The 11,810-nt window shown below is 65.0% G+C and carries 8 protein-coding genes and 3 pseudogenes; 8 read left to right on the top strand and 3 right to left on the bottom strand.

Annotated elements, in window-relative coordinates; all coding sequences use genetic code 11:
- From NS334_RS19045 to NS334_RS06760, 3 genes and pseudogenes are all read right to left on the bottom strand, one after another.
- A pseudogene (locus NS334_RS19045) lies at nucleotides 1–547 on the bottom strand (IS6 family transposase); the annotation flags it as partial.
- A gap of 9 nt (nucleotides 548–556) precedes the next feature.
- Complete coding sequence (locus NS334_RS06765; RefSeq protein WP_083500301.1) at nucleotides 557–2,857, bottom strand: putative bifunctional diguanylate cyclase/phosphodiesterase; 2,301 nt, start codon at nucleotides 2,855–2,857, stop codon at nucleotides 557–559.
- The gene (locus NS334_RS06760) at nucleotides 2,857–4,332 is read right to left on the bottom strand and encodes a ShlB/FhaC/HecB family hemolysin secretion/activation protein (RefSeq protein WP_241491843.1); all 1,476 of its coding nucleotides are present in this window, start codon (nucleotides 4,330–4,332) and stop codon (nucleotides 2,857–2,859) included. Before NS334_RS06760 ends, NS334_RS06765 begins: the two co-directional genes overlap by 1 nt.
- Before the next feature lie 349 nt (nucleotides 4,333–4,681).
- Here NS334_RS06760 and NS334_RS06755 point away from each other — a divergent pair, with 349 nt between their 5' ends.
- The 8 genes and pseudogenes from NS334_RS06755 to NS334_RS06725 all read left to right on the top strand — a co-directional run bounded on the left by NS334_RS06755 (nucleotide 4,682) and on the right by NS334_RS06725 (nucleotide 11,476).
- Nucleotides 4,682–6,832: a FecR family protein gene (locus NS334_RS06755; RefSeq protein ID WP_058755213.1), complete on the top strand. Its 2,151-nt coding sequence runs from the start codon at nucleotides 4,682–4,684 to the stop codon at nucleotides 6,830–6,832.
- A 64-nt stretch (nucleotides 6,833–6,896) separates the two neighbouring features.
- Complete coding sequence (locus NS334_RS06750) at nucleotides 6,897–7,301, top strand: hypothetical protein (RefSeq protein ID WP_153002616.1); 405 nt, start codon at nucleotides 6,897–6,899, stop codon at nucleotides 7,299–7,301.
- 59 nt (nucleotides 7,302–7,360) lie between these two features.
- A pseudogene (locus tag NS334_RS18135) lies at nucleotides 7,361–7,486 on the top strand (IS3 family transposase); the annotation flags it as partial.
- Nucleotides 7,487–7,855: 369 nt separating this feature from the next.
- Nucleotides 7,856–7,951: pseudogene (locus NS334_RS18590) on the top strand (transposase); the annotation flags it as partial.
- A gap of 371 nt (nucleotides 7,952–8,322) precedes the next feature.
- A complete protein-coding gene (locus tag NS334_RS06740) occupies nucleotides 8,323–9,591 on the top strand; it encodes a dipeptidase (protein ID WP_058755211.1) in 1,269 nt (422 codons plus the stop codon).
- A 315-nt stretch (nucleotides 9,592–9,906) separates the two neighbouring features.
- A complete protein-coding gene (locus NS334_RS06735; protein WP_241491842.1) occupies nucleotides 9,907–10,167 on the top strand; it encodes a PadR family transcriptional regulator in 261 nt (86 codons plus the stop codon).
- 23 nt (nucleotides 10,168–10,190) lie between these two features.
- The gene (locus NS334_RS06730; protein ID WP_241491841.1) at nucleotides 10,191–10,808 is read left to right on the top strand and encodes a hypothetical protein; all 618 of its coding nucleotides are present in this window, start codon (nucleotides 10,191–10,193) and stop codon (nucleotides 10,806–10,808) included.
- A 140-nt stretch (nucleotides 10,809–10,948) separates the two neighbouring features.
- Complete coding sequence (locus NS334_RS06725) at nucleotides 10,949–11,476, top strand: hypothetical protein (RefSeq protein ID WP_241491840.1); 528 nt, start codon at nucleotides 10,949–10,951, stop codon at nucleotides 11,474–11,476.
- Nucleotides 11,477–11,810 lie beyond the last annotated feature (334 nt).

Below are 11,810 nucleotides of genomic sequence, written 5' to 3'. Positions count from 1 at the left end.
AAGAAACGGGGGTCACGTCACTGCTTTCCACCCGGTTGTTCGCCCAGCGACCCACCTCCTGCTTATCGCGGTTGCCCAGCTCACTCATCGCTGCGCCGTAGCTGCGCAGACCATCTGTAGTTATCGCGTCCGGTGAACCGTGGCGCTTAAGCGCCTTCTTCATGAACGCGAGTGCGGCTGCCTTGTCGCGGGTTCTGGTGACATAGCTTTACAGCACCTCACCTTCATGGTCGACCGCTCGCCAGAGATAGACCATCTCGCCGTTCAGCTTTACGTACATCTCGTCCAGGTGCCAGCGCCAGTGACGGAACCCGCGCATCCGGCTCACCCGCTGGCGGCGGATGTCACCGGCGAACAGCGGACCGAACCTGTTCCACCACAACCGCACCGTCTCGTGGCAGATGTCGATCCCGCGCTCGAACAGCAGGTCCTCGACGTTCCGCAGGCTGAGCGGGAACCGCACGTACATGAGCACCACCAGACGGATCACCTCGGGCGAGGAGTTGAAGTAGCGGAACGGCGAGGCTGGCTTGCGCGGGCGGGGCATGCCCCTGCCCTACTCCGCCCTCGCCCGATTACCAGCAGGTGCATTTGGTTTGACGGACCCGCTCAACTTCCCAAGTCGAACGACCAGCGCATCAAACGGCATTGGCCGGTCGATAAAGTATCCTTGCGCGTAATCGCAGTTTGCGGCTCGCAAAAAGGCGAGGTTTTCGGCGTCTTCAATACCCTCGGCAACCACCTTCAGTCCTAGCGCGTGAGCGAGGTCGATCGTGGAGCGGACCAGCTTCGCATCGCTCTGCCGCTCATGAGCGAATTGCACGAAGCTGCGATCGATCTTGAGTTCGCTCAGTGGCAACTCACGAAGGTAACTGAGCGTAGACTGACCCGTGCCATAATCGTCCATCGAAATAGCGACTCCTCGATCACGAAAGTGATGGAGCGTTGCCCTGGCGATGGTTGGATCGGACATGGCCGCCGACTCCGTCACTTCGAAGATGAGGGCCTCGGGCGCGACCGGCGCGGTATCGAGCAGTTGGTCGACGGCCGCGATGAAGGCCGGCGCGTCAAGGAGCTTGGCCGAGATATTGATCGCCGCCGTTACCTCGTGACCCGCGGCGCGCCACCGCGCGGCGTCGCCTATGACCCGCTCCAGCACATGCAGCGTCAGCGGTTCGATCCGGTCGCTCTGTTCAGCCAGCGGAACGAAGGCGCCTGGCGACACGAACCCACGTGCAGGATGGCGCCATCGCACCAGTGCTTCGACGCTGGCGATCCGATCGGTCGCAAGCGACAGCTTGGGCTGGTAGTGAACCTCGATCTGCCCGGCCGCAATCGCAACGTCGAGTTCGCCCATCAGCGAAACGGCATTCTCGAGCCGATCACGATTGAGCGCCGCGCGCCGCCAGAAGAGGCCCGCCGCCGCGGCATCTCCCGCAGCCAACGCCGCCGCCGCCATGTCCCCGTCTTCGGCCACGCCCAGCGCGACTGCAATATCGACCTTGCGCCCGGCTATTTCGACCGGCTGCAGCAGCAGCGTCCGCAACGTCGCGAGCTGATCCTCGACGATCTCGTGCGTCGGCATCAGCAACGCAAGTTGGTGGCTACGGACGCGATAAACGACGTCATACGCGCTGCAAAGCCGAAGCCGCTCGGCCGTACGCACGATGCCTTGCGCCACCTGCATGGTGTCGAACACCGCCGACAGTTCCTCAAGATTGGTGAGCTGTACGACGCAAGCCACGCCCGCGCGGTTACCGCTTTGACTGACGAGAGCGCGCTGGTTGGGCAGGCCGGTCGCCTCGTCGTAGAGTCGCCCGGTGCGAAACCGGCGGAAGATGTCGCGAGCAACGAACAGGCATCCGCCGGTGGACAACATCAGCCAGCCGAGGCCGAGCGGGAAATAGATCGCCAGCCAACGCTGCGCCGCCAGCACCACCACTGTCAGGGATACGAGCCCGACCGCGAAGACGCCTGCTGCCACGTCGCGGCGCCGGGCTCGAAGGCCGGGTACGCATAATAGCAGCGCCAACGCGAATGTAGCCAAAGGCGTGCCGCGCACCGGCACGCCGCGTAGTAACGTTTCGGCACCCAGCGCCTGGATCGTCACTCCGGGGAGCACGCCGCGTAAGGGCGCCGGGTAGCGGTCGCCCATTTCGATCGCGGTCGCGCCGATCAGAATGTTGCGCCCCCGCACAATCGCCGGATCGAATGCGCCGCGTTCGACAGCGACGAAGCTGAGCCGCGGGATTGTGTCGGGATCGATCGAAAAATCGACGGGGTAATCGACGTCGGCGACGCCTGCACGCGCCGCAATATAGGCAGAAAGTGACGGGCGCGGCGTGCCGGCGGTAATGGTCGCGAAGGGCAGCGAGCGAACAAGCCCGTCCACGTCCGGCGAGAAGCTGACCGAGGCAAGCGCGGCATGCGCGCGAAACAGATCGAGGGGCAAAGCATCGAGCGTTCGGAGATCGCGCGCGCCGGCTTGCTGCCCGAACGTCGGTAAAGTCACCTTCCCCTCGGCGCGCTGCAACGCTGCTGCAAAGGCGCGATCGTCGATGGGATTGGAGGCGCTGGAAAAGTCGACATCGAACACGATCGTCGCCGCGCCGGCTTCGCGCAGCTCATCTACGACCTTGGCGTAATGGCGGCGCGGCCAGGGCCACTGCCGGATCTCCGCGACGCTTCGCGCATCCATCTCGACGATCGCCACCTGGCGACTGGCGGCATGGGACTGAGCCGCAAACCGGAACGGTTGTAGCGCGCGCATGATCGGGCCGCCAACTGCGGGCAGCATACCCGCCAAGCCGACCAGCGCGGTGGCAGCGAGGATCAGCGCGTTGCTGGACGCGCGCATCAGAAAGCGCGCGACACGCGCAGCGAAACGCGCGGGCGGCGGTCGCCGGTGTCGAAACGCACTGGGCCTAGCGGCAGCGCGGTCTCTGCCATCCAGTCAAACCGTCCAGTGCCGATGCGCATCCCGATCCCGGTTGATGCAAGACTGCCCCCGCCGATCCCGCTCCCACGATTGCCGACGGTCCCGCCGTCGACAAAGGCATAGAGCTGGCTACGATCGACGACACTTTCTGGTATTCGCCCGATGTCGGCGCGCAGTTCCAGCGAACCCATCACGCCGTGATCGCCGGTCCGCTCGGCATAGTCATAGCCGCGACCGAACGCCGGGCCGCCCAGCCCGATCTCCATCGCCGCAAGCAGCGGCCGGGAGGCGAGCTGACCAGCGCTGGCGATGACGATGCTGAACGGCTTGCCCAGCCTGACCGTCCAGTCGATCAGATACGTGCCAGCAATGAAGCGCGCGTCACCGTCGAAACGCGATCCGAGCACGGAACCGGCGTGGGTGACGGCAGCCACCGGCAGGCCGGCAAGTGCCGCCACTTCCCCACGCAGCGTCCCGCCGCCGACCGCCATATTGCCCCCCAGCGTGCCGGTGAGCGTCGTGATGCGATCGTGGCGCAGCCGTCGACCGGCAAGCTCCTGATCGGTGCCCAGCGCGCGCAGTTCGGCCGTCGCAAACAGGCTGCGGCCACGCGTGCGGAGCAGCCGATATTGCAACGTCACAGCGGCATCGGCACTGCGGCCACGCACGTCGAGCGTCCTCAGGAAACCGCCCGGGCGCGTACGGGCGAGCGAGCCCGATGCCGACAGCACCAGACCATCATCGCCGATGATGGTGCCATAGCGGACCCGCGCAAACGCGAACTCGCTCGCCTGGAATGGCGTCTGCGCCACGATCACCGCCAGTTCGTCGCCGTCGTTGACCAGCGAGTGCAGGGTGGCGAGCGCGGTCGAGCGGATCGGCCCCACCTCCTTGCTGCCGCGATTGTCGACCTGGACATATCCCGACGCACGATCGGTCTCGATCGTGACGAGCAGAATGCCGAAGCCGTCCTGCCTGACGAGCCGGCTGTCGGTGACGCGTACGCCGGGCACGTCGCCGACCAACAACAGCGCCCGTTCGAGCTGACTCTGCCGTACCGGCTGGCCGGTCGCGAGCGCGTGCCCGAGCAACCGATCCGCCGTCGCGCTGCGAGCGCCGATGACCCGCACGGCATCGATCTTGCCGAGGTCGAGCGTCACGCGCAGCACGCCATCCTTTAGGGTCTGCGCCGGCACGTGCGCCGTGGTGAATGGGTACCCCCGCGCCCGCGCTACCTCCGCAATCGCCCCGGCCAGCCCGGCCACCTGTTCCCGGTCAAGCCGCTGGCCGATCACCGTTGCGATAGGATCGGCAAATACCGCAGGCGAAAGGCGATCCTGTCCTTCGATGATGACAGCGCGTACCGCCTCCGTCAGCGCTTTCGACGTGGTCACCACCGACGAGACCGGCCCCGGATGGGCTGGCGCTACCGAACGCTGTGGTACTTCCGCCGGTGGCAAGGTTTTTTCGATTACGCGCGGATCAGCGCGGTCGAGCGCCGTCTGCGCCTGCGCGCCCTGCGAGGCGAGCGCCCCCAGCAACGACCATCCAATTGCACGCGTCATCAAGCCCGGTCCCGATCAAGAACCGGAGCAGTAGCGGGCGAATGATTGTGATTTAGTTGAGGCGCTTAGTGACAGCGTTACCAACGTCTCAACCAGCCCCGGTGAGGATCCCTAAACGATATCGCGGCATGCGGGGTAAAGCTCGGGCACGTTTGGTGACCGATCCGGAGAGTGCATCATGCGTCGCGCCCTGTTCGCCGTTCTGGCGGCCACCTGTTCCGCCCCGGCGCTCGCCGGGCCTGCGGGCTGGACGATCAGCGAGGCGAGCGGCACCGTCACCATCACGCGCGCGGGGCTCAGCACCATCGCCGCCCGTGGGACATCGATTACCGCGGGCGACACCGTCAGCACCGGTCCCGGCGGTCGTGCGGTGCTGGTGCGTGGGGCAGAGTTCATGATGGTGGCACCCTCGTCGCGCCTGCGCCTTCCCGTGGAGGCTCAGGCAGCCGGCGTCACCCGCGTCGTCGAGGAGTTCGGGAACATCGTCTTCATGATCAAGAAGAAGATGACCCCCCATTTCGAGGTGAAGACGCCGTATCTCGCCGCCGTCGTGAAGGGCACGACGTTTTCGGTCGGCGTGTCCGATCAGGGGACAGCGGTGCAGGTCCTTGAAGGCGCGGTGGACGTGTCGACGCTCGACGGCGGCGCGCACGATCTGGTCACACCCGGCGCCGTGGCGATGATCTCGGCGTCCAACCGGATGCGGATGACGATCGAGGACAACGGCCGATCACGCGTCGTCGAGTCACCCGCTGCTGCCGCGCCCCATGAGTCGTCACCTGCCGCATCGGCCCCCCCACCGGCCGAAGCCACGAGCGGCACCTCGACGACGCAGGCAGTTGTGGAGCCGGCGGACGCCAGCGCCACGCCGAACAGCGGGTCGATGCCAGCAGCGCCGGTCACGGCAGTGACGGAGAGCGTGCAAGTGACCAGCGTGGCCCCCGCGCTGACGCAGGCGGTATATGCCCCCGCGGCATCCCTCTCCACCACGACCGGCGGGCTGGTCTCCGGCTCGATCGGCGGTGATATCGCCGGGGTAGCGGCGGCGACCCGGCTCGCCAACGAGGCGACCACCACGACGACACGGGTCGTGGAGGCCGCCGCGGCGATCGTAGAAAAGCAGTCTGTTTCACTTGCTGCCGCAGAGGCTGCCGAGAAGATGAGCACTGACGCGGCCACCGCCGCGCAGGCCAAGGCTGATGCGGAACGCGCTGCGATCGTGGCTGCCGCCGCCAGCGCGAAAGCGGCCGACGAGGCTGCCCGCGCGAAAGCCGAACAGGAACAGAGTGCGACGGCCAGGCTTGCCGCCGCCGCAGCCGCGGATCAGGCGGCGCGCGCAGCAGCAGCAGCAGCCGATCAGGCCGCGCAAGCCGAGGCGGAGCGTCTCGCCAAGGCGAGCGTCCAGGCACAAGCAGAGGCCGAGGCTGCAGCCAGTGCAAAGCTCGTCCAAGAGCAGATAGAGGCGAATGCACGCGCGATCGCTCAAGCTGCGGCGCAGGCTCAGGCGCAGGCTCAGGCTGCTGCCATACAGGAAGCCGAGGCGTCGCGTGCGATCCAGGCCGCCCAAGCGGCCGCGAATGTGCTAGCCGCCCAGCAGTCACAGCACGCGGCAGCGCAAGAAGCGGCACGACTTGCCAACGAGGCAGCGGCGCGTCTTGAGGCCGAAGCGGCGCGTGCAAACGATCCTGCCACAAGGGCGGCTGCGGACAAGGCGGCTCGAGATGCCGCGAAGGCGATCGCCGATGCTGCGCGCGCCGCGGACGATATGGAAAAGGCCAAGCTCGACAAGGTAGCCCGCGACGCAGCCAGGGATGCGGCGGATCAAGTCGCCAAGGCGGCAAGAGATGCCGAGCGTGCCACTAAGGAAGCGGCCGACAAGGCTTCGGCGGAGGCTGCGCGCCAGGCAGACCGTATCGCCAAGGCAGCCGCGGACGCAGCCGAGCGCGCCGCGAGGGCATCGGATGAGGCCACGAAGGCAAATGCCGACAAGGCTGCAAAGGAGGCCGACAAGCTCGCGCGCGACAAGGCCGCAGAACAAGCTGCGAAGGATGCCGAAAAGGCCGCCGCCGATGCAGACAAGGCCGCCCGCGAGAAGACTGCGAAGGACGCTGAAAAGGCCGCAAAGGACGCTGAAAGGGCCGCCGCGAAAGCAGTCGAAGATGCAGCTAGGGAACAGGAGAAAGCCGCAAGGGACGCACAGCAGGCTGCAGAGAATGCGGCCAAACAGGCTTCGAAGGAAAAAGATGCAGCGATCAAAGACGCTGGCAAGGACGTCGAGAATGCCGCCGACAAGCTTAAGGAGTTCCTGAAGAGCAAAATCGGAGGCTAATGCCCCCACCCGGCGGCTTCGACAATCATTGAGCACCCGAATCCAACTAATGCGAGAGCAAACGATGCTGGAGGTGCTGAACCGCCATCACGAACGAATGCGCCTGTGTCTCACGTTCCACCGCGAACTATGCAGTGAGAACCTGCCACAGACCGGCCGCATCGCGCTTTCCAGATTGCGCATCACGGCGGCGGCCGCCGAGCGCAGCCGCTTTTTGGCAAGAGAGATCCTCCCCATTTTACAGGGGAGCTCATATCCAGATGTTGAAAGGCTTACCGACCAGCTTGCCGGAGATCTCAAAATTCTGCAGGCGGCAGCGAAGGCACATATCGACCAATGGAACTTGGAAAAGATCGAGCGAAACTGGCCTGGTTACCAAACGACTTCAAGGCGGGTTATGACAAGCATCGAGCAGCGCCTCACGCTGGAGATCAGAATTTTTAAGCCCATCTTAGAACATCTTGACTAAACGTATTTAACCGCCCCGGGTTTGTCAGAGGCTCCAACTCCTGAGAAGGTGGAGCCTGTATGAGCAAGACGAAGAACAAGTTTGCGCCCGAGGTTCGCGAGCGGGCGGTACGGATGGTGCTGGATCACGAGCGCGATCACCCATCGGGATGGGCGGCAATGGTTTCCATTGCGGAAAAGATCGGCTGGGTGCTGTCAAAGCAACTGCACATGGCCGATTGAAGGCGAGCTTCTTGCCCTTTTGCCTGCTACTTAGCGGACAAAAGAAAGCCAACCTCGGAACATACCACGCAAGCTCGCAGCACTGACAGCCCGGCCTCCATAGCTCAGGCGAGCGAAAACACCAAGCTTGCGCTGCTCTCGAGCAAGCCGGTACGTTGGTTTGACAGCGCCCGGCCGACACATATTCCTTTGATGCACTCGCGCTAGCGAACGCTCTTCCACCGGCTGTTTGGGCACCTAGTTGCTGCGTTTTGCCATCCTCCCTGCTTTTTTTTCATCCATGTTGAGTGAGAGTTTCCTGCCCTTCGAAGCCTGCGAGCAAGGAGCTGGGACATGAAGAAGACGAGGCACACCGAGGAGCAGATCGCGTTCGCGCTGAAGCAGGCGAAGACGGGCACGTCGGTGGCGGAGGTGATCCGCCGGGTGGGATCTTGGAGCAGGGTGCTGTCAAAGCAACTGCACATGGCTGATTGAAGGCGAGCTTCTTGCCCTTTTGCCCGCTGTTTAGCGGGCAAAAGGCGGCTTACCTCGGGAAACACCGAGCTAGTTCGCAGCACTGACAGCGGCGCCTGCGTAGCTCAGGCGAGCGAAAACACCACGCCTGCGCTGCTCTCGAGCGAGCCGGTACGTTGGTTTGACAGTACCCTGCGCGGCTCTCAAACAATCCGGTACGTTGGTTTGACAGCGCCCGCCGAGGAGGAACTGATGGAATCACTGCTGACGCTCCACCACGGCCAGCCCGGCGCGCCCGCCGAGAATGAGAACGACCCGCCCGCGCGCCCGAGCCGCAGGGGCGCGCGATGAGGGCCGCGCTGCTCGCCGCCGCGGCGCTGCTCACCGCCGCCCCCGCCGCCGCGCAGGACGATGCGGCTCGCGTGGCGCGCGTGCTCAAGGCGACGCCCCTGATCGACGGCCACAACGACTGGGCCGAGGCGTTGCGCGAGCGCGAGGGCGAGAGACGCTGGACGATGGACCTGCGCGACCTCGGCATGAGTGACCCCGCCTACAACACCGACATCGTGCGGCTGCGGCGCGGGCTCGTCGGCGGGCAGTTCTGGTCGGTGTGGGTGTCGCCCGACCTGCCCGGCAAGGAGCAGGTGGAGCAGACGCTTGAGCAGATCGATCTCGTCCGCTCGCTCGCCGACCGCTATCCCGATACCTTCGCGCTGGCGCGCACCGCCGCCGACGTGCGCCGCGCGCATGCGGCGGGACGGATCGCCTGCCTGATCGGGGTGGAGGGCGGCGGACAGATCGACGGCAGCCTCTCCGTGCTGCGCGCCTATGCCGCGCTGGGTGCTGGCTATCTCACGCTCACCCACTCGCGCACGATCGACTGGGCAGATTCCGCCACCGACGACCCGCACCACGACGGGCTCACCGACTTTGGGCGGAAGGTGGTGCTCGAACTCAACCGGCTCGGCATGCTGGTCGACTTGTCGCATGTCAGCGAGAAGGTAATGCGCGACGCGCTGGCGGTGACGCGCGCGCCGGTGATCTTCTCGCACTCGGGCGCGCGCGCGCTCAACGACCACCCGCGCAACGTCTCGGACGAAGTGCTGCGGCTGGTGGCGCGCAACGGCGGCGTGGTGATGGTCGACTATGCGCCCGGCTATGTCGCCGACGCCTACCGCCGCTGGTCCGCCGACTCGCTCGCCGAGAAGGCCCGGCTCAACTCGCCGCCGTACAACGGGCTCGACATCGGCCAGCCGGAGAAAGCAGCGGCGGATTACGCCGCCTGGCTTCGCGCGCATCCCGCCCCCACGGTGACGCTGGCGCAGGTGGCGGACCATATCGTCCATGTCGCCAAGGTTGCCGGCATCGACCATGTCGGGCTCGGCTCCGACTTTGACGGCGTCGGCGAGACGCTGCCCAAGGGCTTGGGCGACGTCTCGACCTATCCCGCGCTCCTGGCCGAGCTGATGCGCCGTGGCTGGTCCGATGCCGACATCTCCAAGCTGGCGGGCGGTAACGTGTTGCGCGTGATGGAAGCAGCCGAGCGGGTCAAGGCGCGGCTTGCTCCCAAGTCGACATCTGTGTCGAAGAGGGTTGGTCACGAACAAAGTTTATGACCCACTTCTGGTCATCCGCGGCCTCTCTTCGGCTCCCCACCTTCTGCCATTCATTTATGTCGGCGGCCGAGGATATACCAAGCCCCGGCCCTGCCCCTGTCCTGCCAGCTGTCTCGAAAAAGACCGAATATCTGGACTGATAAGCCGTTCCCGAACGTCAAACCCTTCAGAAGATGGCCGTCGAAGCGAACACCCTTGGTCGGCGCTCCAAACCTTGACGTGCAGCGGCCAAGATCCCGTTGACTCTTAATTCTACATATGTTGTCATTCGGTATGGCACGGAGCCGGCAACCCTCGAAACAGATGCGCCTTCTCTTGGCGGTCCTGTCGACCCAGCGCAGCGAATGGCGACACGGCTATGATCTGCTGAAGGACACGGGGTTATCGTCGGGCACGCTGTACCCTCTCCTGATGCGGATGAGCGACAACGGACTGGTCGAGGCTGAATGGCGTGAGCCTGCGCAGCCAGGGCGCCCGCCCCGCCATGTCTATCGACTGACCGCGAGCGGTTTCGCGCTGGCTATGGAACTGACCGGCGAAAACAGCGCGCTTTCCGGCAAGGAGATGCTGGCATGAGGATGTCATTGTCCCGCGCGATCATGGCGATCGCGACCGCCTGCATGGGTGAGGACCGTCAGACTTGGTCCCAGGCGATGAATGCCGAACATCATGCCGCAGCCGCCGACGGGCAGGGACTGTCCTTTGCGGCGGGCTGTCTCGTTGCGGCGTGGCGGGAAATGTTGGGCAGCGCGACGGGACGGTTCGTCCTCACCAGCTATGCCGTGGCGCTGGGCATCATGGTTCCAATGGCCACGATCGAGATCGGCTGCGCGGTCTTGGGCTTCCCCTATCTCTATCCCGACCAGCATGGCCTTCCGGGCGCGCTCCTCGTTGGCGCGTCACATGAGGCGTTGCTGCGTCCCACCTATCTGGGAGGCATTCCGGCCCTTGCCTTCATCCAGCTCGTGGCTGGGGTCGGGCATCTGCGGCTCGCCTGGTCACTGCTGGAGCGCGATTGGTCCGGCGCGCTTCGCTGGTCGCTGTGGACGCTGGCTGGGATAACCACGCTCGTCATCTTCATGGGGGTGTTCTTCCTCGATAGTCGGCAGGCGCTGATGCAAGGCTGCGTGGTCGGGATCGAGCTGGCCGTCCTCCTGGTCATCATGCGTCGGCACGCCGAGCTTCACCGCGCCACTCCGACCGAGCAGCCCGGCTGATCACTCCGCCGACGGACGACTGACGATCGATTGCGAACCTTCGGGGAGATGCCCCGGAGACGGTGGAGGTGCGCCTGCGCCGCCCACCACAGCCATTGCCCACGCTGAGGCGATGCCTTGGCCATCTATGGAGAGTTTGCATGCTGCGTTTGCCTTTATACCGCTCAGCCATATGTCTGGCGGCTGCCGCGACCATCGCAGGCCTTGCCAACGAAGCCGTCGCCCAACCGGAAGGCGTTCGATCAGAGGCAACAGCGCCGTCGCCTTTCATGGGACGATGGGAACTGGACCTGACGCGCATGCCCAGCACCTACGGACCGCCTCCCAAGAGGGTCGTCTACAGCTTTCAGGACATCGGTGAAGGCAAGTGGCGGATGGTCGTCGACATCACCGGTCAGGACGGCAGCGTCCGGCACATGGCCGCATCCTATCGTCCCGATGGAACGACGGCGCCCAGCGAGGGAGAAACGAGCGAGGCGGACAGCGTGGCCGTCATGACGCCGACACCCAACGTGCTCGTGCTCAATATCGCGAAGGCCAAGAGGCTGGGATCGGTGCGCGTCTACATCGTGTCGGCGAACGGCAAGGAGATGACCGAGTCTGCGGCAGCCCTCAACGATAAGGGAGAGCCGTTCATCCGCAATTTCCACTACAGGCGATTGCGCTGAAGCGCTGATCGCTGCTTCCACCTGACCACCGGATCGCATGGTCAAGTCAGGATCAGCGTTCAGCCGGCTGAACCGGCACGCCGTTTAGCGGAGCGGCATCGCCCCCAAAACAACCGGTCATCAGCCGCGTGCGAGCCACGCCACGGAGGTTGGCGGCTATCAAAAAAGGCAAAGCCATGAAAAGTTCATTGGTGTTGACGTGACCCCCGTTTCTTCATCCACTTGGAGCTAGAGACCGGCCCATCGAAGGGACGGACGGAATGAAGCGGAAGCAGTTTTCGGAAGAGCAGATCATCGGCATTCTGAAGGAGGCCGAGGCGGGCGCGGTGGCGAA

It is taken from the genome of Sphingomonas endophytica, from assembly GCF_001476895.1.
In the GTDB taxonomy this organism is placed as follows: domain Bacteria; phylum Pseudomonadota; class Alphaproteobacteria; order Sphingomonadales; family Sphingomonadaceae; genus Sphingomonas; species Sphingomonas endophytica_A.
The sequence above is the reverse complement of the archived record's forward strand: the minus strand, read 5'-3'. Positions and strand labels throughout refer to the sequence as shown.

What these genes read in the sequence shown, in the direction of transcription:
- NS334_RS06755 (WP_058755213.1), top strand. Translation starts at nt 4,682, where the DNA reads ATGCGTCGCGCCCTGTTCGCCGTTCTGGCGGCCACCTGTTCCGCCCCG.
- NS334_RS06740 (WP_058755211.1), top strand. Translation starts at nt 8,323, where the DNA reads ATGAGGGCCGCGCTGCTCGCCGCCGCGGCGCTGCTCACCGCCGCCCCC.
- NS334_RS06725 (WP_241491840.1), top strand. Translation starts at nt 10,949, where the DNA reads ATGCTGCGTTTGCCTTTATACCGCTCAGCCATATGTCTGGCGGCTGCC.
- NS334_RS06765 (WP_083500301.1), bottom strand. Translation starts at nt 2,857, where the DNA reads ATGCGCGCGTCCAGCAACGCGCTGATCCTCGCTGCCACCGCGCTGGTC.
- NS334_RS06730 (WP_241491841.1), top strand. Translation starts at nt 10,191, where the DNA reads ATGGCGATCGCGACCGCCTGCATGGGTGAGGACCGTCAGACTTGGTCC.
- NS334_RS06750 (WP_153002616.1), top strand. Translation starts at nt 6,897, where the DNA reads ATGCTGGAGGTGCTGAACCGCCATCACGAACGAATGCGCCTGTGTCTC.